Genomic DNA, 25,174 nt, shown 5'->3' with positions numbered 1-25,174 from the left:
TGACGTTTCGGGGGTGCGGCGGGGGTCTCCGTGTGGTGGGTCAGGGGGTCCAACCTGCGGAAATGTGACCAAAATCACCGTTTGGTAACGGTACCTGTCGGACTGTTTTCCGGCGGGGTTGCTGGGGTTCCGAGACGGGGTGCTTCGGCGGCGGCCGTGGGGAGATTTCGGTGGGGGATTCGCGAGTTGTTGCTGTTTGGTCGGTTTCGTCTGCAATGCGATTCGGCGCGGGGTGGGTTGTCCGGGGGTTCGCTGAGGTGGGTGCACATTCGGTTTCGTCACGCCATATGCTGTCCTTAACAAACCTATCGGCTGTTTCTGTCCTTTTATTCGGACTCGAGGGCTCGATACGGCTGGATTTTCAACCTCGATTCTGATAGCAAGGTGCTATGGACCCGCATTTGCGCGACCTGCGGTATTTCGTCGCCGTCGCTGAGGAACTGCACTTCACCAATGCCGCTCAGCGGCTGCACATCGCTCAACCCACCCTGTCGCGGCAGATCCGTCAGCTCGAACGTCAGCTCGATGTGGTGCTGTTCGATCGCAATCAGCGCAGTGTGGCGCTCACCGTCGCGGGTAAGGAACTGCTCGAGGGCGCGCGCAAGATCCTCGACCTGTGGGAGGTCACCAACGTCGCGCTGCAGGAAGCCGGCGAGGTGCTGCGCATCGGCATCGAGAGTTCGATCGGGCGCGGGCTCATCGCCGATCTGGAGAGCGCCAGCGGACATCGGCTCGCCCTGCACTCCGCGTCCTGGACCGATCCGTCCAGCGGACTGGCCGGACGACAGGCCGATCTGGCGCTGATGTGGCTTCCGGTCCCCGACATCGGCCGCTACCGCTGGCGAGTGCTGCGCACCGAAACGCGCTGGGTGCTGCTGCCGGAGAACCATCCGCTGGCCGACCGCGACACCATCGAATTCGCCGAACTGGCCGAGGAGTCTTTCGTCGCGATGCCGCCCGAGGCGGGCGCCGCACGCGAATTCTGGCTGGGCAACGACGCGCGCGGCGGTCGTGCGCCGAAGGTCGGCGGCGAGGCCGCGACCGCGGAGGAGCGGCTCGAGGCGGTCAGCCTGGGCCTGGGTGTATGTCTGCTGGCCGAGAGCAATGTGCCGATGTACCGCTGGCCGGGCCTGACCGCGCGTCCGGTCGCGGGACTGCCCCCGTGCGAGCTGGCCGTAGCCTGGCGCGCCGACGACGACCGCGCCACCATCCTCGACTTCGCCAACCGAGTTTTGGCCGGAGGCTTCTGAGAAGGGGCCTGGTCAGGGAGTGGCTGTCCGCTGCCAGGGGCGTTCGGACTCGAGTTGGGCGGCCAGGCGCAGCAGGGTCGATTCGCTGCCCGGCGGGCCCGCCAGTTGCGCGGCAACCGGTGTTCCGGTGCGCGGATGCAGTCCCATCGGGATGCTCAACGCGGGCCAGCCGACCAGATTCCACAGCGGCGTGAACGGCGAGAATCGAACGCTCGCAAGCATATTCATCAACCAGCCGCGACGATGCCAGGCCGCTGCGCGCGGCGGCGGGCAGGCCAGCGTCGGGGTGATCACCACATCGTGGTGATCGAAGAAGTCCAACAGCCGGGATTCGATGCGATCGACCTGCCCGGCACGGATCAATCCGGCGCGCAACACCGCACGGCCTACAGCGGCATGTGTGCGGGTGCGCTGCTGTAGTCGCTCCGGATGGGCTACCGCCGCCGCCTCTCGCGCGGCATTGCCGACCCAGCGCAGCGCGAGCGCGAGCGCCGCACCGGAATACGGCAGTTGCTCCTCCTGCACGGTGTGCCCGGCGGCCCGTGCGGTCAGCGCGGCATCGGAGGCGGCCCGCACCCACTGCTCGTCGACCCGGATCAGCCGCGAGGGCGAACCGACGGCCAGCGCGACGCGCAGTCCGGCCGGCGGTTCCAGGTCGGCCAGCGCGGGCTGATCGGCCAGCACCGACAACATCAGCGCCGCGTCGGCGACGGTGGTCGCCAGCACGCCGTTCTCGGTCATCCCGCCCCAGGAGTCGAGGCCCACCTCGGCGGGCACCACGCCGCGGCCGGGTTTCACCCCGAGCACGCCGCAGGCCGCGGCCGGGATGCGGACCGAGCCCAGGCCGTCGTTCCCGTGCGCCACCGGAATCAGCCCGGCCGCGACCGCCGCCGCGGCCCCACCCGAGGATCCGCCCGCGCTGTAACGAATGTTCCAGGGGGAGTGGGTGATTCGCTCGGCGGTGTCGGTCGTGCCGAACAGCCCGAATTCGCACAGTTCGGTGAGCCCCACGATCACCGCGCCCGCCGCGCGCAACCGCCGCACCACCGGATGATCCGCCGTGGCCGGACGTTCGCCGCCCGCCAGCGAACCGCCCCGGGTCACCTCACCGGTGACATCGATGTTGTTCTTCACCGCGATCGGCACACCCGCCAGCGGTAGCGCCTCCAGGTCGGCGTGCTCGGCCACCGCGCGGGCCTCCGCGGCGGCCTGTTCGGTTCGGACCACGGTGAAAGCGCCGATCACCGGGTCTGCGCGGCGAATGCGCTCGAGGGCCGCCTCGACGACCCGTCCGGGATCGGCGGTTCCGTCGCGAACCGCCGCCGCGACGTCAATGGCCGTTTCCGGATGACCGGCCGGTACCGCCCGTGCCGCGGGTGACACCGACGTGGCCGCAGTTGCGTCCGCTACCGCGGAGCCCTCGTTGTGCATACTGTCGAGCCCCCGTCGCGTCGTGGTCGATATGGGCTGATTCGGTGCTGATGCGCAAATTATCATTTCGGCGGCGGCGGGGGGATGATGATGTGGGGTGTGGCGGAATCTCACGTCGGGTCCAGGTGGTAGGTGTGCAGATGAGTAACAGTTCCGATGCCGACGACCGGTTGGGCCGGGTCGCGGTCGGGGTGGAATTCGCCGCCGTGGCCGAATTCGCCGAAGCCTGGGAGTCCGCCGGGGGCCCGCCGCAGATCGCGGACTACCTGCCCGATGCGCAGACGCTGCGACTGGGCGCACTGGTCGAGCTGATCCGCGTCGATCTGCGGCAGCGCTGGCTGCGCAATCCGCTGGGACGCCGGGACGCCGAACCGCTACCGCAGGCGTCCGTGCCCAAGCGGCTGCGCGACTACTGTGCGGAATTTCCGGAACTCGTGCCGCGCCTCATCCCGGCGGGACTGGTCTACGAGGAATTCGTCATCCGCCGGCACAGCGGCGATCGGGTGGACCCGCGCGAATGCCTGCGCGAATATCCCGATCAGGCCGTCGAGCTGCGGGAGTTGCTCAACGCCGACGACGAGGATCTCAGTACCCGCCGGGCCGGCCCGGAGCTGACGGTCACCAGCATCGGGGATGCGGAGGCGACCCGCACCACCGCCGCGCTGACCGCCGCGCCGCTGGCTCCCTCCGGCGACGCTCTGGATCGTTTCGAGATCGGCCAGCGGGTGGACGACTTCGATCTGCTGACCGGATTGGGCAGCGGCGCGTTCGCACGGGTGTTCCTGGCCCGGCAGCGCACCCTGCAACGCCTGGTGGCGGTGAAGATCTCCGCGGATCGCGGCACCGAACCGCAGACCCTCGCCCAGCTCGACCACGACTACATCGTGCGGGTGTTCGATCAGCGTCTGCTGGAGGATCCCGGTATCGGCGATCCGGCCTCGCGCCGCCTGCGGCTGCTGTACATGCAGTTCCTGCCCGGCGGGACGCTGCTGAGCGTGCTGCGCTGGGTCCGGGCCACCCCGCCCGAACAGCGCACCGGACAGCTGCTGCTGGACGCGGTGGACGCGGCGATGGAGGAGAAGGGGGAGATCCGGCCCGCGGATTCCAGTGTGCGCGCGGAGATTTCGAATCTGTCGTGGCCGGAGACCGTCGCCTGGCTCGGTCGCCGGCTCGCCGAGGCGCTGTGCTACGCCGACGCGCAGGGGGTGCTGCATCGGGACGTGAAACCGGCCAACGTGCTGCTGACCGCGGAAGCGGTGCCCAAGCTCGCGGATTTCAACATCAGTTTCAGTCGCTCGATCGCCGGGGACAGTCCGGTCGCCTACTTCGGCGGCTCGCTGGCGTACATGTCGCCCGAACAGCTCGAGGCATGTCATCCCGAGCGCGAGCGCACCGCCGCGGATCTGGACACCCGCTCGGACATCTACTCGCTCGGCGTGGTGTTGTGGGAATTGCTCACCGGCGCAAAGCCGTTCGATGACACCAGCGCGAGCGAAGCGGGCGATACCACCACCCTGTCGGCGATGCTGAAACGCCGCCGCTCCGGAGTCGGCCGCCTCGCCATGGACCGGATTCCACCGGACTGTCCGGCCGCGCTGCGCCGGGTCCTGCTGACCTGCCTCGAATCCGATCGCGAGCGGCGCTGGACCGACGGCGCGGAACTGGCCCAGCAGTTCGAACTCTGCCTGGACAAGCGGGGCCGGGATCTGGTCGATCCGCCGCCGTCGAGTTGGCGGTTGCGCGCGCGTGCCTGGCTGGTGCCGGTGGTGGTGCTGGCCATCGGTATGCCGAACGTGATTGCCTCGCTGTTCAATATCCAGCACAACCGGATGTTGATCATCGATCGGCTCAGCATTCCGGCACAGCACTACTTCATCGGGTTGACCACCATCGTCAACGGAGTGTTCTTCCCGATCGGGATCTTGGTGGTGGTGTATCTGTCGCGGCGGTTGTTCAGCGTGCCGCGCAGACTGCGCAAGGGACACGATGTGGATCCGACGGTGCTCGCCGAGGCCAGATCCGCGGCCCTGCTGCTGGGCGATCGCGCTGTGCTGGTGTGCTTTTCGCTGTGGAGCCTGGCCGCGCTCACCTTCCCGATCACGCTGCAGGTCGTGACCGGTGAGGTCACCGCGTCGATAGTGGTGCACTTCCTGGCCTCGCTGCTCATCTGCGGTGCGATGGCCGTGGCCTACCCGTACTTCCTGGTCAACTTCTACACGATTCGATGCATCTATCCGATGTTCCTGCGGCACGGCGACATCGCCACCGACGATGCCGCGCACCTGCGCCGTCTCGGCCGCCGCTGCACCGCCTTCCTGGCCATGGCCGCCTCGGTGCCGCTGCTGGCCGTCGCCGGCTTGACCTTCCTGTCCTCGCAGGACATCCAATCGGTGATCCCGACCGTGCGTGTGCTGTGCGTCGGCGCGATCATCGCCTTCCTGCTCGCCTACGTGCTGTTCCGTGCCCTCGAAGCGGACCTGCAGGCGTTGCAGCGGGTGGTGGATCCGGGTGTGGCGCAGCATGCCGAACGAAGCTCGGTGGGGTCCGGTCGGCGGTGAGCGGGATCCCGGCCGAGCGGGTGCGCTGCGGTCGGTAGGGTCGGCGTCATGACTCGCAACGAGGTCGAGATGTCCCTCGACGGTCTGGCGCGGCGGGTGCGGGAACATGCGCAGCGGGTCGACGGGCGGTTCATACTCGGGATCGCCGGGCCGCCGGGTGCCGGTAAGTCCACGTTCGCCGGAGCGCTGCGGGATGCGGTGAACGCGCTGGCCGGAGCCGCGGTTGCCGCGGTCGCGCCGATGGACGGATTCCATCTGAGCAATGCCGAGTTGCGGATCGCCGGGGCCACGGCGCGCAAGGGGGAGCCGGACACCTTCGATGTCGCCGGATATCTCGCCGGTTTGCGCCGACTGCGGGAAACATCTCCGGGACAAGCGGTTCCGTGGCCGCTGTACGACCGGGAACGGCACGATCCGGTGCCCGGTGGGGTGGTGTTCGACCGGCAGACGATCGTCATCACCGAGGGGAACTATCTGCTGCTCGGCGATGTCGGCGCCGCGCGCTGGTCGGCGGTGCGGCACTGTCTCGACGAGGTCTGGTATCTGGACGTTCCGGTCGAGACATTACGGAATCGGTTGCTGCAAAGGCATATTCGCGGCGGTAAAAGCGCCGGATTCGCCGAGGCCAAGGTCGCCCGGAGCGATCTGCTGAACGCCGAACTGGTCGCCGCGACCCGCGATCGCGCGGATCTGGTGCTGTACGGCGACGGGCCGCACTATCGGCTCGCTTGATCGGGCAGGGCGCGAATCCACGCGCGCGTGCCGAGGTGTGCGCAGGACAGGGTCGCGATGGCGGCGGCGCTGCGTAGCGCTTGTGGAAAAGCTTGGCCCGCAACGTGATAGTGACAGAACGCGCCGTGCAGGATATCTCCGGCGCCGAGCGTGTCGACCGCCGCGGCGGATGGCACCTCGATCGCGCCGCGCTCATCGAGCGTCGAATAGGTGATGGGTTCGTCGCCGTGGGTCACCGCGGCGTACCGCACACCCTGCGCATGCAGGTGGTCGAACAGGCCGTCGGTGTGGCCGGGCGGCGCGAAATCCTTCGAGCAGATGGCGATGTCGACCAGCGGCAGCAGACCGGCGTGGGAGTCCCGCCAACGTCCGGCGTCGAGGATCACCGGGATACCGCGTTTGCGGGCGGCGGTGGCGAAACCGAAGGCCAGTTCGGGATAGTGGCCGTCGACCAGGACCACCGACGCGTCGTTGATCGGGCCCACGTGGGCCGGATCGAAGGGGGCGACGATCTGCGATCCGTCAACGGAAACAACTGTGCGCGTGCCCGTTTCGGTCGCCACCACGATCGAGGACACCGGCGGGCGATGCCGCGCGCCGGGTGTCGCATCGATCGGGGCGACGCCGAAATCGTCCAGATCCTGCCGGATCAGTTGGGCCAGTTGATGTTCGCCGAGTGCGGTGACCAGCGCCGGTGTCCGTCCGGACAGCGCCGCGTAGGCGACCGCCGCATTGGCTGCCGGACCCCCGGCGCCCAGGAACTGGTCCTGGGCCCGGGTCTTGGAATCCTCCTGCGGATACCGCGCTACCGAATAGGCGATATCGAGCGTGGACAGCCCGACGAACACCGCTGTTGCCATGGCACGACCCTAGCGCGCGAGCCCGCTACTCCTCGGTGCCGCGCACCCGGTCCTCGTACTTCTTGCGCGCCGTGGCGTCGACATCGTCGAGGAAGGCGCGCTGCGAGCCCAGCGAGCGGCCGATCGCATCGCCGACCGATTGCGGCAGCAGCCCGACGATCTGCGAGATCACCCCGGCCACGGTGGTTACCCGGACCTTCGACCGGCGCGAGGCCAGCATCTGCACGATGGCCGTCGCGATCTCCTCCGGCTCGGCCGCGCGCAGCAGTTTGGGCGCGGTGACGCCCGAACCCAGATCGGTGTTGGTCAGCGTCGGCAGCACCGAGGAGATCGCCACCCCGCTGCCGCGATACTCCTCGCGCAACGTGTCGCTGAAGCCGAGGACCGCGTGCTTGCTGGCGTTGTAGGTGGCCAGGCCCGGAATGTGGGTCTCACCGGCCAGCGAGGCGATGTTGATGATGTGCCCGCTGTGCCGCGGCAGCATGCGCGCCAGGGCCAGTTTTGACCCCAGGATGACGCCGTAGACGTTGATGTCCAGAATCCGGCGGGTCAGGGCGTCCGGCTCGTCGATCAGCTTGCCGGTGGGCATGATTCCGGCATTGTTGATCAGTACGTCGATCGGGCCCAGCTGCCGTTCGACCTCGTCCAGAAAGTCGTTGAAGGACCGCTGATCGGTGACATCCAGCGGGCCGTAATGCTCGAAATCCGATGCGGCGCCGGACTCTTTGACCGCCGTCTCGTCGATATCGCCGATGGCGATCTTCGCACCGAGCTTCTGCAGCGCCTTCGCGGTGGACAGGCCGATGCCGCGCGCACCGCCGGTGATCACCACGACCTTGCCGCGGATGATGCTCACATCGGTCATTTACCCTTACCTCCAACGGTGTTGATCACATCGAATACGCCCAGTCGGCGCATGCCGCGCGCGCCCGCCGCGCGCATGGCGGACAGTGCGAAGACGAGCTTTCCCGAGCTGTACGGGAACCAGAACGGCTCCTTCTGCTGGGTCGGCAGGATCGGCGTCGTGATCGCCTGTTTGCGACAGTATTTGCGCAGACCCTCCGCACCGCCCCAGCGCGCGCCGACGCCGGACTGCTGCCAGCCGCCCATCGGCAGGGCGAAGTTGAACAGGTTGGCGAATACGTCGTTGATGTTGACCGCGCCCGCATTCAGCTGCCGCGCAACGCGTTCCCCGCGCGACTTGTCGCCGGTCCACACCGACGCGGACAGGCCGTAGATCGAATCGTTCGCCAGCGCAACGGCTTCGGCCTCGTCGGCGACCTTCATGACCGGCAGCGTGGGACCGAAGGTCTCCTCGGTCATGCACGTCATCTCGTGATCGACGTCGACCAGCACGGTGGGTTCGAAGAAGGTGCCCACCCCGGTCGCCTTGCCGCCGGTCAACACCCTGGCGCCCTTGCTGATCGCGTCCTGGACGTGCCGGGCGACGATGTTCTTCTGCGCCTCGTTCGCCATCGCGCCCAGTTCGTGTTCCGGCTCGCGGCCGTCCGCGCCCTGCCGCAGCTCGCGCACGTGGGCGGTGAGCTTGTCGACGAATTCGTCGTAGATCGGGGCCTCGACGTACACCCGCTCCACCGAGATGCACACCTGACCCGAGTTGAACAGTCCGCCGAACGCGACTCCGTATGCGGCACGGTCGATATCGGCGTCGGCGAGCACGATCGCCGGATCCTTGCCGCCCAGTTCCAGGCTGTAGGGCACGAGCCGTTCGGCGCAGGCCGTGGCGATCCGCTTACCCGTCGCGGTGGAACCGGTGAACTGCACGTAATCGACCGAATCCACCACGGCCGCACCGGTTTCCCCGGCTCCGGTGACCACCGCGAACACCGGCGGCGCACCGATCTCGGCCCAGCCGCGCGCCAGCTCGAGCGCCGAGAGCGGCGTCACCTCCGAGGGTTTGAGCAGCACCGCGGCCCCCGCGGCCAGCGCCGGAATGACATCCAGCGCGGGCATGGCCAGCGGGAAGTTCCAGGGCGTGATGATCCCGACCACCGGATACGGCCGATACGCCGTGGTCAGCCGCTTGACCCGGCCCAGCGGACTGTGCGGCGAGGGATGCTCGTCGGCCAGGAACTTCCCGGCCCGCCGGGCGTAGTAGCCGAGCAGATCCACCGCGAAACTCGGATCGATCAGCGCGTCCACCCGGGGCTTGCTCGTCTCGGACTGCACCACGTCGGCCAGCCGATCGGTGTTGTCGATCAACCAATCCTGCAGCTTCAACAGCCACTTCTTGCGCCCGTCGGCCCCCATCGCCTCCCATTCGGGCTGATACAGCCGCAACTCCCGAACCGCCGCCGCAACCTCAGCGGCCGACTGCGCCGGAACCGTCCCGACAACCTCCCCGGTAGCCGGATTGTGCACGGTGATGTCACCGTCCGCCGCACCTGGATCCCCGCTATCGGCCCGTCGGTCCGCGGCGACGTCAACGCCTGATCCGCTTGCGGCCGTGGTGTTCTCGGCGCTGACACTCTGCTCCGCACTGCTCTGAGGAGCGACTTCCTCGTCGGCGGTAGTGCCCTTCGCGGTGGGGGTATCGGAGGTCGTATTCGTCTCTGCGGCTTTCTCGTTGGACGCAGCGCTGTGACCATCCGTTGTCACCGAGGTGTTTTCGGGCGGGGTGTTCGCCGCGGCAGTTGTGCTCGCGATGGCGGCTGTGTCTTCGGCCGTGCTGTCGGCCGAGACGTCGCTGCCTGTTTCGGGTGTTGTCGTGTTCGTGGTCTTTTCGGACGCAGCGCGCTTCGGCGTGGACTTCTCGGGCGGTGTGCGTTTCGCGGCTGCGGTTTTGGGCTGGGTGGATTTCGCGGTGGTGGTCTTCTTCGCTGCTGTGGATTTGGTGGTTTTCCGCGCCGGGGTGCTGCCGGTGGACTTGCGGGCCGCGGGCTTGCGCGGTTCGGATTCGGACACGATCTGGTCTCCCACGTGGGCTACTTCGGGGCAAATGTGAATCAGTTCACTGGCCTATGATCGTGGCACAATCGGGTGCGGAGTTCTTGGCAGTTACGGTCAACTATTCCCGGCGTTTTTGTGCATCGGGGACAAATCGGAGGGTGTGGCGTGACGAGGGCGCAGACCGCCGTGGTGGTTCGGCAGTGGATCGCCGATTTCGTCGCCGAAACTCTGCGCACCGAAACCCTCGATCAGGTCGTGGACCGGCTGGACACCGCGATCGTCGGGCGGCTGCCCGAACTCACCGATCGGGACATGCGCCGCGATCTGGCGGCCAGTACGCGCGCGCACGCCCTGGTGATGCTGGGCGGGCTGACCCAGGACCGGATGGACTACCCGGTACCGCCCGAGGCGTACGCCTTCGCCCGTACGGTCGCCCGGCGCGGTCACGATCTGCGACTGCTGCTCCGTGTCTACCACCTCGGCCAGGAAGCCGTGCTGGAATACATGACCGAGACGCTCGAAAAACGCCATCCCCCACCGGATATCGAACGTGCGGTGCTGCTGCGCCTGTTCGAGCGGTCCAGTCTGTGGGTGAGCAGTTCGGTCGAAGCGCTCACCGGGACGTACATGCAGGAACGCGAGCGGGGCCTGCGCGCCGCGTTGAACCAACGCACCGAGATCGTGCGTTCCCTGCTGGCCGGTGCGAACCCGGACCTCGAATCCACCTCCGCCCGGCTCGGCTACCGCCTCTCCGGACGGCATATCGCCTGTGTGCTGTGGACCGACGAACAGCAGCCGCGGGTCGCTGTGCCCGGCGGTGACATCGGCACGCTCGGCGGTGGCGTTGCCCGGCTCGTCGGCGACGCCGTCGTAGCCGGGCGCCCTGCACAACCCGCGGCCGACCCCGGCGATGCGGAGATCTTCGGAACCCTCGAACGCGTGGTCGCGCGACTGGCTACGGCGCTCGGCGGCGGCGCCCTCACCATCCCGTCCGGGGCGACCGCGCTGTGGGCGTGGATCGGCGTCGAGGCCGGCACCGGCCTCGATCGGCTGCCCGCCACCGTCGAGCCCCCGGTGCGGATCGCCGTCGGCGGTCCGGCCGCGCAGGTCGCCGGATTCCGGGAGAGTCACCGCGAGGCGGTGGCCGCGCGTCAGGTCGCCGAACGCGCGGTCGTCGATCTCGGCCGGGTGCTGTGTTATCCACAGGTCGAGGTGGCCTATCTGGCCGGAGCCGACGAGGCCGCGATGCGCGCGCTGATCGAGCGGGAACTGGGTGCGCTGGCTCGGCCGGGAGTGAACGCCGCGCGCCTGCGCGAAACCCTGCACGCCTACCTGCGCTGCCGCCGGAGCCCGGACGCGGCGGCCAAAGAGCTTGGTGTGCACCGGAACACGGTTCGTTATCGACTGCGGCGAATCACCGAACTGCTCGGCCGGCCGATCGAGGAACGCAGCCTGCATCTGGAAATCGCCCTGGACTGCGCGGCGGTGTACGGAGTCCGAGAGCACGCTTGACACGGTCGGGTCGTGCGACCCGGCCGGGAACGCGATGCCGTTCGGGAACGGCATGTGGTGGGCACGCGAGCTACCCGCGAGAGCGCGGGTGCGGCGTGCCCGGTCGGGGCCGCGGCGTCAGTCGGTGGCGGCGAGGCGGCGCAGCGGCGGCTCGGTCGACGGCGGCACCCGGCGCTCGGGCAGTTCGGCCAGCAGCGTGGTGGTCGCCGCCGCGACAGCCGCGACCGCCTTGTCGAAGGCCGGTTTCGTCGTCGAGGACAGCCCCGTCAGCCCACCGACCTTCCGCACGTACTGCTGCGCTGCCGCGAAGATCTCCTGATCGGTCGCGGCAGGTTCCAGCCCACGCAGGACGGTGATGTTCCTACACATGGCGCCGAGACTAGCCCTCGCTCGGGTCTCATGACAGCGCAACGAGCAGCCAATGTGAAAACTCTGCGTTGCGGAATTTTGGCCAGCGAAGCGTCGGCATTCAGACACTGTCCGCGGAATAGCGGGCCCGGCCGAGACAGATGGGACACAATCGGAGATATGGCTGCCCGCGACCTGCCGACACTGACCACCTTCCCCTACGAAGAACTCGATCGGCGCGAGGACGATCACTGGTCCGGCGCGCAGATCTCCGACGACGAGCTGCGGGCCCTGTCGCTGGGCGCGTTCTATTCGGCGCGCTGGGACGCGTTCCACGACGCGCTGCTGCTCGGACCCGAGCGCGAGCATCCGCTCGGCGACCGGCGCGAGCTGGCCATCGATACGCTGACCGGCGCGTGGGGCATCACCGACGGGGCCGAGGCGATGGCCTCGATGGAACAACTCCTGGACGGGATGCACTCCCCGCTGTACGCGATGGTGCATCCGCTGGTCATGGCCGGGATCAACTCGCCCGAGCGGGATCGTTTCGGCGAGCGGGCCGACAAGCAACGGGCCTTCCTGCGTCAGGTCGGGGCGTTTCGGGGGATGGACAATCCCGAGGCGCTGGTGCGCGACTACGACATCTGGTCCCAGGCCATCAAATTGGATCTGGTCGACCATCTGGTCCAGCCGCTGCCCGCGGACATCCAGGCATGGGATCTGGCCCGCGTCGTCGCGGTGGCCAGGATGGCCTTCACCGCCGGATACCTCGACGCCGACGTGGCCTGGGAATACGTGATGCGCGCTCTGACCCCCGCGCAACGCCGCTACCGCAACTGGCGACAGTTCGGCGACGCCTACCTGACCGGCTGGACCTACTGGCAGGCGTGTGAAGACCTGGCCGAACTCAAATCCGGCGGCGTCGACCGGCGGCTGGAGCTCATCCGCCTGTGGCAGCGCGAGACCTCACCGTGGCGTCGGATCAGCCTGCAATCGGAGTGAGCACGCGGATTCACTCGAATTCCGGGTGAATCCGCCCGCCGGTGAACTCAGTCCGGCAGCGAGCGCAGGATCCCGCGTCCGTAACGCTGGAACTGCGAATCGTCGACCATGCCGAGCGAATGCCGCTCCACCAGCAGTTCCCACTCCGAATACAGCTGCGATACACCGGGATCGGGTGGGGCGACCGCGCCGTCCGCCGATTCGCGCTGGATGGCGAAGTTGAGCGCGCCGACCATGCGATCGGTATCGGCCCGGTCCGCGCCGGTGAAGTACATCGTCTGGTTGCCGTCGTAGACGGACATGCCGAATTCGGCGGAGGGATCCGCGCCCTCCTCGGCGGGCTGATCCACCTGCCGCGCCGACAGCAGCGCCGAAACCGGCACCTCGTAGGCGTAGCTCTCGGCCACCCCGACGGACAGGAACAGCAGCCGCTCGGTGGTGACGGCGAGCAGGCCGCGCCCGCGCCCGGTGGGCGGTGTCGCCGCGGCCAATGCGGTCTCCAAGGCGAACTCGTCGGGGCCGACCATCTGGTGCAACGCGCCGATCGCCGTCCTGGCCTCGCGCCGAGGCGCCATCCGGCGGACCGCGCGGTCCACATCGGCGCGCGTCGGGCCGGATTTGCCCCACGCCGGCGCCGGAGGTGTGAGATCGGGCACCGACATATCGATGCGCTGGGTCTCCAGGATCTGGTTGTTCAGGCGCTCCACGATCACGGTCGCGGTCGGCATGTCGTGCTCGGCGATCAGCACCGGCAGCGGGGTGCGGTCGGCGGGCACGCCGGTCAGGACCGGACTGGGATATCGGAGGTAGATCTCGATGACGACCGCGTCGTCGACACGCCGGTTGAGCCGGACCTTGAGCAGGTCGGAGACCGGAACATCGAGCACGCGCTCGCCTTCGGCGCCCGGTCGCAGGACCTGAAGCCGCCCGGCGCCGTGGCGCAGTATCGCTGTGGGTGTCCGTAGCTCGACTATGTCCATACCCCCTGCGCTCTGTCTGACTTGCGGTGCTCGCGGGCTCCGGTGGCGGGAGGACAAGCTACCGCCGGACCCATCGTTCACACCACAGGGTTGTGTTGTCGCTCACAATAGGTGGTGCATGCCATGATTGTGACTGCTTGGGCAGACGCCGCGGGGTGTCTGCCCGAGTACAAGCCGGGGAACCAGCTGCGTTCTCCGACCGTTTACCTGTTGAACTGCATTAGCTGCCGAACTGCGCGATGTATCGGTTAGACCGTACGCGGTAACGTGGCGTGTCCGCATCCGTTCGCTCCGACCGGGGCGGGTTGATGGTGCGGACGCACCGCGACGCACGCAGGCATACACCGGAATCACCGGAAAGGACTGGCCCGCCGGCCGACGCTCTATGAACCGCAAGACAGTGTTTCGCAACCTGGCCATAGTCGCGGGCATCCTGCTCGTGATCTATCTGGTCAGCTATTTCAGCAACGACACGCGCGGCTGGAAGAACGTCGACACATCGGTGGCGCTCACTCAGCTCGCCGACAAGGCCAACGTCCATCAAGTCCAGATCGACGACAAAGAGCAGCAGCTGCGCATCACCCTGAACAAGGGCAACGACGCGACCAGCAACCAGACCCAGATCATCGCGAAGTATCCGGGCGGCAGCGAGGTGTCCGCGCAGATCCTCAAGGATGTGCAGGCCTCCGGCGCGCCGTTCAACACGACGGTCAAACAGGACAGCTGGCTCACCCAGGTGCTGCTGTTCGTGCTGCCGATGGTCGCGCTGCTGATCGTGTTCGTCTTCGTGATGGCCCGCATGCAGGGCGGTGGTCGCGGCGGCATGATGGGCTTCGGCAAGTCCAAGGCCAAACAGCTGTCCAAGGACATGCCCAAGACCACCTTCACCGATGTGGCCGGGGCGGACGAGGCGGTCGAGGAGCTCTACGAGATCAAGGACTTCCTCCAGAATCCGGCTCGCTACCAGGCCCTGGGCGCGAAGATTCCGAAGGGCGTGCTGCTGTACGGCCCGCCCGGCACCGGTAAGACGCTGCTGGCGCGCGCGGTCGCGGGCGAGGCGGGTGTGCCGTTCTTCACCATCTCCGGTTCGGACTTCGTGGAGATGTTCGTCGGTGTCGGCGCGTCCCGCGTGCGCGACCTGTTCGACCAGGCCAAACAGAACAGCCCCTGCATCATCTTCGTGGACGAGATCGACGCGGTCGGCCGCCAGCGCGGCGCGGGCCTGGGCGGCGGCCACGACGAGCGCGAGCAGACGCTGAACCAGTTGCTGGTCGAGATGGACGGCTTCGGCGATCGCACCGGCGTCATCATCATCGCGGCCACCAACCGGCCCGACATCCTGGATCCGGCGCTGCTGCGACCGGGCCGGTTCGATCGGCAGATCCCGGTCAGCAATCCGGATCTGGCCGGACGTCGCGCGATCCTGCGGGTGCACTCGCAGGGCAAGCCGATCGCGTCCGACGCCGACCTGGACGGTCTGGCCAAGCGCACCGTCGGCATGTCCGGCGCGGATCTGGCCAACGTGATCAACGAGGCCGCGCTGCTCACCGCGCGTGAGCACGGGAACGTCATCACCGGTCCGTCGCTCGAGGAGTCGGTGGACCGCGTCATCGGCGGCCCGCGCCGCAAGAGCCGCATCATCAGCGAGCACGAGAAGAAGATCACCGCGTACCACGAGGGCGGGCACACCCTGGCCGCCTGGGCGATGCCGGATATCGAGCCGGTCTACAAGGTCACCATCCTGGCCCGCGGCCGCACCGGCGGTCACGCGATGACGGTGCCCGAGGACGACAAGGGCCTGATGACCCGGTCGGAGATGATCGCCCGCCTGGTGATGGCGATGGGCGGTCGCGCGGCCGAGGAACTGGTGTTCCACGAGCCGACCACCGGCGCGTCCTCGGATATCGACCAGGCGACCAAGATCGCTCGCGCGATGGTGACCGAATACGGCATGAGCGCCCGACTGGGCGCGGTGCGGTACGGACAGGAGCAGGGCGACCCGTTCCTGGGCCGGTCGATGGGAACGAATTCGGACTACTCGCACGAGGTGGCCCGCGAGATCGACGAGGAGGTGCGCAACCTCATCGAGGCCGCGCACACCGAGGCGTGGGCGATCCTCAACGAGTACCGCGACGAGCTCGATTCGCTGGCCACCGCGCTGCTCGAGCGGGAGACGTTGCACCGCAAGGAACTCGAGCAGGTGCTCACCACCGTCGTCAAGCGTCCGCGGATCACCGCGTTCAACGACTTCGGCGAGCGCGTCCCCTCGGATCGTCCGCCGGTGAAGACCCCGCGTGAGCTGGCCGCCGAGCGCGGCGAACCGTGGCCGGACGAGGCGCTGGAAGCCGCTGCGCCGCAGCCGGTTCCGGCCAACGGATATCCGCAGGAGGCGTACCGCAACCAGCAGCCGGGTCATCCCGCGCCGCAGCCGGGGTACCAGACTCCGCCGCCCGGATACCAGGGTCAGCCGCCCGCTTATCCGAACCAGGGCGGTACGCACGGCTCCCGGCCCGATTACGGCGCTCCGGCGGGTTGGTCGGCTCCGGGCTGGCCGCCGCAGGAGGACGCCGCGCAGCAGCCGGGGTACGGCGGCGAGCAGAACAACGGCGGCTGGGCTACCGGTGGCGGGCAGCGCTATCAGCGGCCGCAGCATCAGCAGGCCGATCCGGAGGATGCCGGATACACCATGCCCCGCGAGGGCGAGGGCGGCGAATGGGACGGACCGAACGGCCGTAACTGACCGGTGGTGGTTAGGCTCGACGGTCGGGGTACCGGAAGTTTGCCCGGTATCCAAGGATTTTTGTGGAGGTGTCCTCGAGTGTCGGCCGAAAACAATGGGTACTCCGGCGTAGCCACCGACCTGGTCGCGCTCGGCACGGGACGTGGTTTCGATCAGGCTCGTGCCGAGGCCGCGGTGCGGGAGTTGTTGATCGCGGTCGGGGAGGACCCCGATCGCCCCGGGCTGCGCGAAACCCCGGCCCGGGTCGCGCGGGCCTACAAGGAGATGTTCGCGGGCCTGTACACCGAGCCGGACGCGGTGCTGAACACCACGTTCGACGAAGGGCATCAGGAATTGGTCCTGGTGCGCGACATCCCGTTGTATTCGACCTGTGAACATCATCTGGTGTCCTTCCACGGGGTCGCGCACGTCGGATACATTCCGGGCCCGCACGGCCGGGTGACCGGGTTGTCGAAGCTGGCTCGCGTGGTGGATCTGTACGCCAAGCGCCCGCAGGTGCAGGAGCGGCTCACCAGCCAGATCGCGGACGCGGTGATGCGCAAGCTGGATCCGCGCGGCGCGATCGTGGTGGTCGAGGCAGAGCATCTGTGCATGGCGATGCGCGGTATCCGCAAGCCCGGCGCCAGCACCACCACGTCGGCGGTGCGCGGGTTGCTGCAGAGCAGCGCCAGCTCGCGTGCCGAAGCCCTGGATCTGATACTCCGGAAGTGAGCGCCTTGGCCACGCATCGCGAGCCCGCCCGGGGCGTGACGGAGGATCGGGGAACACCACGTGCCCAAGCCCGCACCGGGTTGCCGATTCTTCCGCGGGACGGGCGTTCGTGTGTGGTGATGGGTGTCGTGAACGTCACCAGCGATTCGTTCTCCGACGGCGGCCGCTATCTGGATCCGAGCCTGGCGGTGGCGCACGGCCTGGCGCTGCACGCGATGGGTGCGGACATCATCGATGTGGGTGGTGAGTCCACCCGTCCCGGCGCGGTGCGGGTCGATCCCGCCGCCGAGGCCGCTCGGGTGACGCCGGTGATCCGGGAGCTGACCGCGGCGGGTGTGCCCACGAGCGTGGACACCATGCGTGCACGGGTCGCCGAGGCCGCGATCGAGGCGGGCGTGTGGATCGTCAACGACGTGTCGGGCGGACGCGCGGATCCGGATATGGCGAAAGTGGTCGCCGCGGTGGGCCTGCCGTGGATCCTGATGCACTGGCGGGCGAACGCGGACTACCGGCACACCGGTCCGGCCGATCACTACGACGACGTGGTCGCCGAGGTCTGGGACGAGTTGCGCACCCAGGTGGATCTCGCGGTGGCCGCCGGGGTGGACACCGATCGTCTGGTGCTGGATCCGGGACTGGGTTTCGCCAAGAACGCCGCGCACAACTGGGCCCTGCTGGCCGCCCTGCCGCGTTATGCGGCGAGCGGACTGCCGATCCTGATCGGCGCCTCCCGCAAGCGTTTCCTCGGCGCGCTGCTGGCCGAGGGCCAGGACCTGCGTCCCCCCGACGGCCGCGAGGTCGCGACCGCAACCATTTCCGCGCTGGCCGCCGAACACGGCGCCTGGGGCGTGCGGGTCCACGACGTGCGCGCATCCCTCGATGCCATTACCGTGACCGACGCCTGGTCCCGCGCCGCCGATCGATCCGGTACCACGGAGGGAGCCATCCGATGACGCGAGAGCACCGCATAGAGCTGGTTGGGTTGCGGGCGTTCGGGTTTCACGGTTGTTTCGATTTCGAGCGGCGTGAGGGGCAGGAGTTCCTGGTGGACATCACATTGTGGATGGATTTCACCGAAGCCGCTGCGACGGACGATCTTTCGCATACGGTGCATTACGGCGAGCTGGCCGAGCGCGCGGTGGCGATCGTGCAGGGGCCGCCGCGCAATCTGATCGAGACGGTGGTCTGCGAGATCGCCGACGATGTGATGACCGATCCGCGGGTGACCGCGACGGAGGTGGTGGTGCACAAGCCGTCGGCCCCGATTCCGCACACCTTCGCCGACGTCCGGGTGGTCGCCACCCGCACCCGCGCCGAGGTTTCCGCCGAGCCCGCCGGGACGGGTGCGGCATGAGTCGGGCGGTGTTGTCGATCGGCTCGAATCTGGGCGACCGGTTGGCCCATCTGCGCAGCGTGGTGGACGCCTTCGCGCCCTGGATCGTCGGGGTGTCCTCGGTGTACTCGACCGCGCCCTGGGGCGGGGTGCCGCAGGAGAACTATCTGAATGCCATTCTGCTGGTGGAAGATCCGGCCGCGGGCGCGCGAGACTGGTTGCGACGCGGGCAGGAGCTCGAGCAGGCGGCCGAACGGGTTCGCGAGGTGCGCTGGGGCGCACGGACTCTCGACGTCGACGTGGTCTGGTGTGCGGAGCATCGGCCCGAGGGGCTGCGGGTGTGCCGGAGCCTGGACCCGACCCTGACCCTGCCGCATCCGCAGGCGCACAACCGCGCCTTCGTCCTGGTGCCGTGGGTCGAGGTCGAACCCGATGCGATCCTCGAGGTGCAGGGCCGCCCGAGTCCGGTGCGCGAACTCCTGGACGCGCTGGACCGGGCCGAACGCGACGGGGTGCGACTGACCGAGCTGACCTTGCGCCGGGCGGTGTCGTGAGGGATGCGGCGTCGTGCGCACCGCACGTGACGAGTGAGGCCGTGGCATGAACGTCATGAAGCCGACCAAGATCCTGGATCTGACCGCGAACGTCTTCATCGCCGCGGTGGTCGCCTGGATCGCGACGCGCTGGGCGTATTCGAGTTTTCCGCCGATCACGGTGATCGCGGGTGCGTCGCTGTATCCGGTGGCCGCGCTCGATGCGGTGCTGGCCTTCGTGATTCGGGCGCGGGTCGGTGATCAGCGGATCGGCGACGGGCCCAAGCAACTGCATCCGATTACCGCGGCGCGCGCTGTCGCGCTGGCGAAGGCGTCGGCTCAGGTGGGTTCGTTGGCGGCGGGAGTGTGGCTGGGCTTCTTGATCTGGGCGCTGCCGCAGCATTCGACGCTGCGTGCGGCGAGTTCGGATACCCCGGGTGCGATCGTCGGATTGATCGCCGGGGTGGCGCTCGTCGCGGCGGCTCTGTGGCTGGAGTATTGCTGCCGGGCGCCCAGTGAACCGCCCGACGAACCAGCTACTTAACGGCAAACTTCATGCCCGGATTTACCCCCTGAGCTGCGAGCCGGAACCCCGAACGCAAGCTACCCTGTCGGCATGGTGCCACCCGCCCGAAGCAGTACTTCCCGCAGCCGACGGGTTGACGCGGGGAAATTGATCATCGGCGGTCTGATTCTGCTCGGTCTGATCGCCAGTGCTTTCCTGATTTTCAGCAGCAGTCTGCAGTTGATCCGCGTCGGTCTCGTCGTGGCGCTGTGGGCCGCGGTCATCGGCGCGCTGGCCGCGTCCCGCTATCGCCGTGAGGCCGCGATCGACCAGGCCAAGGTGCGGGATCTGCGGACGGTGTACAAGCTGCAACTCGAGCGCGAGGTCACCGCCCGGCGCGAGTACGAGCTCGGCGTCGAGGCCCGCGTCCGGCAGGAGGTCGCCGCGGACGCCGGTGAGATGGCCGCATTGCGCGCGGAACTGACCGTGCTGCGCGAGAGTCTGCAGCGCCTGTTCGACGGCGATCTGCTCGCGGAGCGCCCGGCCCTGCGCGCCGACGCGATCCGCCTGCAGGAACTGCCCGGCGCATCCGCCGCGACGCACGCCCCGGCGAACGATAACCCGGAGGAAACCGATACCTGGGACGCCTGGAGTTCCCCGGTCGTCGCCCGCTATCCGGTGACGCCGGTCTTCGAACCCGACCACCCCGAACCGCCCGCGTTCGCCAGCCCGGACGACGAGCCGGTCACCGCGGAGACCTCGGTGGTCACCGCCGAGGACCTGGCCGCCGCCGAGGCCGAGGACGCCGCGAACTTCGGGCTCACCCCCGAGGAAGCCGCGCACGCCGCGGACGCCGCGCCCGGCCCGACCCCGATCCGTTCCACCACCCGCCGCCGGCGCCTCGCCGATTCCGGCGACGGCTACTCGGGTCGCAAACTCTCGGTCGCCGAGATCATGGCCAACCTGCAATCCGAGCGCGGCGCGAGCTGATTCGGCCGGGGCAATAGTGCGGCGAATGTCACCGGGGGTGGCTCTGGTCGCGTGAGCTGCGGGGTTCTATTCTCGGGAACGTAACGTCCGGTACCCGCCGTAGTCGCGGGACTGGAACGACTTCGAGAGGACAATGGTGACCTCGGACATGCCTGTCTCAGGGGCCGACCCTGCGCCCGCACGGCTGACGGTGGGAATCGTCTCGGCGGGACGCGTGGGCTCGGCGGTGGGCGCGGCACTGGAACGCGCCGGTCACATCGTTTTCGGGGTATCCGCGATCTCGGATGCCTCGATACAGCGTGCCCGCACCCGATTGCCGGATTCGCAGATTCTGCCCGCCGAGGAGGTGGCCCGGCGCAGTGAACTGCTGATCCTGGCGGTGCCGGACAGTGAGCTGGCCGCGCTGGTGGCCGGGCTCGCGGCCGCGGAGGCGGTGCGGCCGGGCACGATCGTCGCGCACACCTCGGGTGCGAACGGCGTCGGCGTGCTGGGACCGCTGGCCGAGCGGGGTGCGCTGCCGTTGGCGATCCATCCCGCGATGACGTTCACCGGCCACGACGAGGATCTGACCCGCCTGGCCAACGCCTGTTTCGGGATCACCGCGGCCGACGAGATCGGTTATGCGATCGCGCAGTCGCTGGTGATCGAGATGGGCGGCGAACCGGTCCGGGTGGCGGAGGAACACCGCACCCTGTACCACGCCGCCCTCGCGCACGGCAGCAATCATCTGCTCACCCTGGTCGTGGACGCGGTGTCCGCGCTGCGCGCCGCGCTGACCGGTCCGGGACTGCTCGGCCAGGAACTGGTCGGCGAGGAGCCGAACGGGCTTGCCGAGCGCATGCTCGCGCCGTTGGCGTCGGCCGCGTTGGAGAACGCGCTGCGTCGCGGACAGGCCGCGCTGACGGGTCCGGTGGCGCGCGGTGACGCCGACGCGGTGGCCGCGCACCTGAAAGCCCTGGCCGAAACCGATCCACGGCTGGCCGCGGGCTATCGCGCACTGTCGTTGCGCACGGCCGAACGGGTGCGCGCGGACGGCGATCTGCTCCATTTGCTGAAAGATTGCGAACCTGGTGCGCCGCATCACGCGACCATCGAGGGCGCCGATCAGGCGGAAGAAAGGCACAGCTGATGTTCGATCCGAAACTGCGCGGCGCGTACCAACCCGGCGAGCTGACCGTCCTGCACGATCCGGCGACGGTGACCGCGGTATCGGGCGCGCTGCGCTCGGTGGGCCGCAAGGTCGCGCTGGTGCCGACCATGGGCGCACTGCACGACGGACACCTCGAACTGGTCCGTCAGGCGCGGCGCACCAATCAGGTCGTGATCGTCTCGATCTTCGTCAATCCGCTGCAATTCGGCGCGAACGAGGATCTGGACAAATATCCGCGCACCCTCGACGCCGATGTGGAACTGCTGCGCGGTGAAGGCGTGGAACTGGTCTTCGCACCCAGTGCGGCCGATATGTACCCGGACGGCCCGCGCACCTCGGTGCATCCGGGCCCGATCGGCTCGGAACTCGAAGGTGCCTCCCGCCCAACGCATTTCGCGGGCGTTCTGACGGTGGTGAGCAAATTGCTGCAGATCACCCGACCGCACGAGGCGTTCTTCGGCGAGAAGGATTATCAGCAGCTCACCCTGATCCGGCAGCTGGTGCGGGATCTGAATTTCGACGTGAAGATCGTTCCGGTGGTCACGGTCCGCGAATCGGACGGGCTGGCCATGTCCTCACGCAATCGCTATCTGGATCCGGTGCAGCGCGATCTGGCGGTCACGTTGTCCGCGGCGCTGACCGCCGGCCGGCACGCCGCGGGCCTGGGGCCCGACGGGGTGCTCGCGGCCGCGCGCGCGGTCCTGGACAGCGGCTCCGATATCGAGATCGACTATCTGGAATTGCGCACCGCGGACCTGCGCCCGATTCCGGAATCCGGTGCGGCGCAGGCAAGTACGGCCTGGAACGGCAACGCCCGCCTGCTCGTCGCCGCCCGCGTCGGTGCGACGCGACTGATCGACAACATGCCGCTCACGATCGGCGCTCCGATCGACGGCCACCCGACCACCCCCGACCACGCTCCGGCGACCGCATAGGAAGACGACGACGATGTTGCGCACCATGATGAAGTCGAAGATCCACCGCGCCACGGTGACCCAGGCCGACCTGCACTACGTCGGCTCGGTGACCGTGGATCCGGATCTGATGGACGCCGCGGATCTGCTCGAGGGCGAGCAGGTCTGCATCGTCGACATCGCCAACGGCGCCCGCCTCGAGACCTACGTGATCGCCGGTGAACGCGGCTCCGGAGTGATCGGAATCAACGGCGCGGCAGCACATCTGGTACATCCGGGCGATCTGGTCATCCTCATCGCCTACGGCATGATGGACGAGGCCGAACTGCGCGAATACACCCCGCACGTGGTGTTCGTCGACGAACACAACCGGCCGGTCCACCTCGGCGCCGACCCGGCACACGCTCCGGAGGGCTCCGGCCTGACCTCCCCGCGTTCGCTCACCCCGGCCTGAGCACCCGATGCTGCTGACCATCGATGTGCGCAATACCAGTATCGAAATCGGCCTGTTCTCCGGCAGCGGAGAGCATGCGAAGCTGGTGCGGACCTGGCGCACGCACACCAATCCGCTGTTGACCGCGGACGAGTTCGCGATGCAGGTGCGCGGGCTGGTCGGTGAGCAGATCGAGCAGGTCGTAGGGGTGTCGGCGCTCTCGACGGTTCCGCCGGTGCTGCGCGAACTGCGCGAGATGATGAGCCGGTACTGGGGGCATCTGCCGCATGTGCTGGTCGAGCCGGGCGTGCGGACCGGAATTCCGCTGCTGGTCGACAATCCCAAGGAAGTCGGCGCGGACCGCATCGTGAATTGTCTTGCGGCATATCAGCGTTTCAATTCTCCGGCGATCGTGGTCGATTTCGGCAGCGCGGTCTGCGTGGATCTGGTCTCGGCCAAAGGGGAATTCCTCGGCGGCAGTATCGCGCCCGGAGTGGAGATCTCCACCGAGGCGCTGGTGGCGCGTACGGCGCTGCGTCGCGCGGAACTCGCCCGTCCGCGCTCGGTGGTCGGGAAGAACAGTATGGAGTGCATGCAGTCCGGGGCGATCTTCGGTTTCGCCGGTCTGGTCGACGGTCTGATCGATCGGATTCGCGACGAACTCGACACCTTCGCCGGAGATGACGTCGCGATCGTCGCGACCGGGCCGAGCGCGCCGCTGATCGTGCCCGAATCGGAGACCATCGACCATCACGAGCCGCATCTGACGCACGAGGGCCTGCGTCTGGTCTACGAGCGCAACCAGCAGCGTTCGGGCGGTTCGGTGCGAGCGCGGCCGTACAAGTAGCGGATTGTCGGATCGGCCACACCGTGGTGTGCGCTGCCGCGATCCGCTGCTACTATTGCGCTCGTGTCCCACCGCGTGAGCATCCAGGAGTGTTGTCGAGGCTGATTCGCCTCGGCTGATGTCGGGGCTTCGTATCCGCCCCCGACCGCCACTTCTCCTGGAGCCTCCCTCATGCGTTCCGCAGGTATCACTCGTCCCGCACGCGTCGTTCCGTCGCATTTCTCGGCCGCCAATTCCCGGCTGTCCACCGATATCACCGATCGCGCCGTGGCCTCGGCGCTGCCCACGCGGCTGCGCCCGGCCGATCTGCTGCGCCTGACCGATGAGGGCGCCGAGGATGTGCTGGCCGGTCGGTACGACCACCTGTTCCCGGCGGGCGGCATCTGGCCCACCGAAAACCGCTGGGCAACAAGGCTGCTCGCCGACGACGAGGTGGACGTCTGGTTGATCAGCTGGGTGCCGGACCACTCCACCGAACTGCACGATCATGCCGGGTCGCTGGGCGCGCTCACCGTGCTCAGCGGCGCGTTATCGGAATTCCGTTGGAACGGAAGGGAATTGCGCGAGCGCACGCTGACCGCGGGCGATCAGGCGTCGTTCCCGCTCGGCTGGGTGCACGACGTGGTGCGCGCCCCCGATCTGGTGCCCGGCGCGAAAGCCGAACTCGGGCCGATGGATCCGACGTTGTCCGTGCACGCGTACTCCCCACCTCTGTCCGCCATGTCCTACTACGAGGTCACCGGCCACGGCACGCTGCGCCGCACCCGGACCGTACTCACCGACGAGCCCGAGCCCGACACGGCCACCAGCGGCATCCTGCCGTCGAACCCGGGCGCCGCCACACATACCCCGAAGGCGATGTGAAATGACCCATCTGACGATCGACGACATGCTGGACGAGGCCCGCGCTCGGCTGGCGCGGATCTACGCGTTCGAATTGCCGCAGGCGATCGAGCGTGGCGCGCTACTGGTCGACATTCGGCCGCAGGCGCAGCGCGGTAAGGAGGGCACTCTGCCGGGCGCGCTGGTGATCGAACGCAATGTGCTGGAATGGCGGCTGGATCCGACCAGTTCCGCACGTCTGGCGCTGGCCGCGGATCACGACGTGGAATGGATCATCGTGTGCTCGGAGGGGTACACCTCGAGTCTGGCCGCGGCGTCGCTGCAGCGGCTCGGATTGCGCCGGGCCACCGATCTGGTGGGTGGATATCAGGCGCTGAAGGCGGCCGGGCTGCTGTCGGTGGCGGCGGGTGCCACACACTTCAGCCGTGAGGTCGGCGCGCTCGTCTCGCTGTAATTCTCCGGTTCCCGAGACGAACGGCGGACCGGCGCAATAGATTTCGGGTTGGTGTCCGGAATATCACCTTTCCGGCGTGTTTCGTCGTGCCCGCTCGCGCATACCTGTCGAGGCGCCGGAAATGCCGTCGGCGGGGTG

General features: G+C 68.2%; 24 protein-coding genes. 18 read left to right on the top strand and 6 right to left on the bottom strand.

Annotation, left to right across the window (positions count from 1 at the left end):
* The first annotated feature begins 389 nt into the window (after positions 1-389).
* Entirely contained in the window at positions 390-1,250 is an 861-nt protein-coding gene (locus ON40_RS30700) for a LysR family transcriptional regulator (protein ID WP_040828349.1), read from the top strand.
* A 12-nt stretch (positions 1,251-1,262) separates the two neighbouring features.
* On the opposite strand, the gene ON40_RS30695 is transcribed toward ON40_RS30700, so the two are convergent.
* Positions 1,263-2,681: an amidase gene (locus ON40_RS30695; protein ID WP_083896039.1), complete on the bottom strand. Its 1,419-nt coding sequence runs from the start codon at positions 2,679-2,681 to the stop codon at positions 1,263-1,265.
* A 140-nt stretch (positions 2,682-2,821) separates the two neighbouring features.
* Between ON40_RS30695 and ON40_RS30690 the strand changes: the two genes are divergently transcribed.
* Both ON40_RS30690 and ON40_RS30685 read left to right on the top strand, forming a co-directional pair.
* Positions 2,822-5,239 carry a serine/threonine-protein kinase gene (locus ON40_RS30690; RefSeq protein ID WP_051193775.1) on the top strand — a complete coding sequence of 806 codons (2,418 nt, stop codon included), beginning with the start codon at positions 2,822-2,824 and terminating at the stop codon, positions 5,237-5,239.
* Positions 5,240-5,287: 48 nt separating this feature from the next.
* On the top strand, positions 5,288-5,971 hold the full coding sequence (locus ON40_RS30685) for a nucleoside/nucleotide kinase family protein (protein ID WP_083896038.1): 684 nt from the start codon (positions 5,288-5,290) through the stop codon (positions 5,969-5,971).
* Here ON40_RS30685 and ON40_RS30680 read toward each other — a convergent pair.
* The 3 genes from ON40_RS30680 to ON40_RS30670 are packed head-to-tail and all read right to left on the bottom strand — an operon-like array spanning position 5,956 to position 9,219.
* A complete protein-coding gene (locus ON40_RS30680) occupies positions 5,956-6,831 on the bottom strand; it encodes a PfkB family carbohydrate kinase (protein WP_040828346.1) in 876 nt (291 codons plus the stop codon). The genes ON40_RS30685 and ON40_RS30680 overlap by 16 nt on opposite strands.
* Before the next feature lie 25 nt (positions 6,832-6,856).
* Positions 6,857-7,696, bottom strand: coding sequence for an SDR family oxidoreductase (locus ON40_RS30675; RefSeq protein ID WP_040828344.1), 840 nt, complete (start codon positions 7,694-7,696; stop codon positions 6,857-6,859).
* The gene (locus ON40_RS30670) at positions 7,693-9,219 is read right to left on the bottom strand and encodes an aldehyde dehydrogenase family protein (protein ID WP_051193774.1); all 1,527 of its coding nucleotides are present in this window, start codon (positions 9,217-9,219) and stop codon (positions 7,693-7,695) included. The genes ON40_RS30675 and ON40_RS30670 overlap by 4 nt, the downstream gene beginning before the upstream one ends.
* A gap of 687 nt (positions 9,220-9,906) precedes the next feature.
* On the opposite strand from ON40_RS30670, the gene ON40_RS30665 reads away from it, so the two are divergent.
* Positions 9,907-11,253 carry a PucR family transcriptional regulator gene (locus ON40_RS30665; RefSeq protein WP_040828342.1) on the top strand — a complete coding sequence of 449 codons (1,347 nt, stop codon included), beginning with the start codon at positions 9,907-9,909 and terminating at the stop codon, positions 11,251-11,253.
* A gap of 117 nt (positions 11,254-11,370) precedes the next feature.
* Here ON40_RS30665 and ON40_RS30660 read toward each other — a convergent pair whose 3' ends face one another.
* Positions 11,371-11,622, bottom strand: coding sequence for a DUF2277 domain-containing protein (locus ON40_RS30660; RefSeq protein WP_040828340.1), 252 nt, complete (start codon positions 11,620-11,622; stop codon positions 11,371-11,373).
* A 159-nt stretch (positions 11,623-11,781) separates the two neighbouring features.
* On the opposite strand from ON40_RS30660, the gene ON40_RS30655 reads away from it, so the two are divergent.
* Positions 11,782-12,603: a DUF1266 domain-containing protein gene (locus ON40_RS30655; RefSeq protein ID WP_040828339.1), complete on the top strand. Its 822-nt coding sequence runs from the start codon at positions 11,782-11,784 to the stop codon at positions 12,601-12,603.
* Positions 12,604-12,650: 47 nt separating this feature from the next.
* Here ON40_RS30655 and ON40_RS30650 read toward each other — a convergent pair whose 3' ends face one another.
* Complete coding sequence (locus ON40_RS30650) at positions 12,651-13,490, bottom strand: hypothetical protein (RefSeq protein WP_245568060.1); 840 nt, start codon at positions 13,488-13,490, stop codon at positions 12,651-12,653.
* A 478-nt stretch (positions 13,491-13,968) separates the two neighbouring features.
* Between ON40_RS30650 and ftsH the strand changes: the two genes are divergently transcribed.
* The 13 genes from ftsH to ON40_RS30585 all read left to right on the top strand — a co-directional run bounded on the left by ftsH (position 13,969) and on the right by ON40_RS30585 (position 25,036).
* On the top strand, positions 13,969-16,323 hold the full coding sequence (gene ftsH / locus ON40_RS30645) for an ATP-dependent zinc metalloprotease FtsH (RefSeq protein ID WP_040828336.1): 2,355 nt from the start codon (positions 13,969-13,971) through the stop codon (positions 16,321-16,323).
* Between the two features lie 78 nt (positions 16,324-16,401).
* Positions 16,402-17,034, top strand: coding sequence for a GTP cyclohydrolase I FolE (gene folE / locus ON40_RS30640; protein WP_051193749.1), 633 nt, complete (start codon positions 16,402-16,404; stop codon positions 17,032-17,034).
* A 119-nt stretch (positions 17,035-17,153) separates the two neighbouring features.
* A complete protein-coding gene (folP, locus tag ON40_RS30635; protein ID WP_051193748.1) occupies positions 17,154-17,987 on the top strand; it encodes a dihydropteroate synthase in 834 nt (277 codons plus the stop codon).
* Positions 17,984-18,388: a dihydroneopterin aldolase gene (folB, locus tag ON40_RS30630; RefSeq protein ID WP_040828335.1), complete on the top strand. Its 405-nt coding sequence runs from the start codon at positions 17,984-17,986 to the stop codon at positions 18,386-18,388. The genes folP and folB overlap by 4 nt, the downstream gene beginning before the upstream one ends.
* Entirely contained in the window at positions 18,385-18,921 is a 537-nt protein-coding gene (folK, locus tag ON40_RS30625) for a 2-amino-4-hydroxy-6-hydroxymethyldihydropteridine diphosphokinase (protein ID WP_040828334.1), read from the top strand. Before folB ends, folK begins: the two co-directional genes overlap by 4 nt.
* Positions 18,922-18,976: 55 nt before the next feature.
* Complete coding sequence (locus tag ON40_RS30620) at positions 18,977-19,444, top strand: DUF3180 domain-containing protein (protein WP_040828504.1); 468 nt, start codon at positions 18,977-18,979, stop codon at positions 19,442-19,444.
* A 72-nt stretch (positions 19,445-19,516) separates the two neighbouring features.
* The gene (locus ON40_RS30615) at positions 19,517-20,395 is read left to right on the top strand and encodes a DUF6779 domain-containing protein (protein WP_085997823.1); all 879 of its coding nucleotides are present in this window, start codon (positions 19,517-19,519) and stop codon (positions 20,393-20,395) included.
* A gap of 148 nt (positions 20,396-20,543) precedes the next feature.
* Positions 20,544-21,524 (top strand): Rossmann-like and DUF2520 domain-containing protein, encoded by a 981-nt coding sequence (locus ON40_RS30610; protein WP_051193772.1) that lies wholly within the window; start codon positions 20,544-20,546, stop codon positions 21,522-21,524.
* Positions 21,524-22,480 carry a pantoate--beta-alanine ligase gene (panC, locus tag ON40_RS30605; protein WP_040828333.1) on the top strand — a complete coding sequence of 319 codons (957 nt, stop codon included), beginning with the start codon at positions 21,524-21,526 and terminating at the stop codon, positions 22,478-22,480. Before ON40_RS30610 ends, panC begins: the two co-directional genes overlap by 1 nt.
* 13 nt (positions 22,481-22,493) lie before the next feature.
* Positions 22,494-22,913, top strand: a complete 420-nt coding sequence (gene panD / locus ON40_RS30600) for an aspartate 1-decarboxylase (protein ID WP_040828332.1) — start codon at positions 22,494-22,496, stop codon at positions 22,911-22,913.
* A 7-nt stretch (positions 22,914-22,920) separates the two neighbouring features.
* Entirely contained in the window at positions 22,921-23,739 is an 819-nt protein-coding gene (locus tag ON40_RS30595) for a type III pantothenate kinase (RefSeq protein ID WP_040828331.1), read from the top strand.
* Positions 23,740-23,910: 171 nt separating this feature from the next.
* Positions 23,911-24,603: a cysteine dioxygenase gene (locus ON40_RS30590; RefSeq protein ID WP_063713116.1), complete on the top strand. Its 693-nt coding sequence runs from the start codon at positions 23,911-23,913 to the stop codon at positions 24,601-24,603.
* 10 nt (positions 24,604-24,613) lie between these two features.
* A complete protein-coding gene (locus ON40_RS30585; RefSeq protein WP_040828500.1) occupies positions 24,614-25,036 on the top strand; it encodes a rhodanese-like domain-containing protein in 423 nt (140 codons plus the stop codon).
* The last annotated feature ends 138 nt before the right edge of the window (positions 25,037-25,174 follow it).

Source organism: Nocardia jiangxiensis NBRC 101359, from assembly GCF_000308615.1.
GTDB lineage: Bacteria > Actinomycetota > Actinomycetes > Mycobacteriales > Mycobacteriaceae > Nocardia > Nocardia jiangxiensis.
This window is presented reverse-complemented; position numbering and strand designations above follow the sequence as displayed.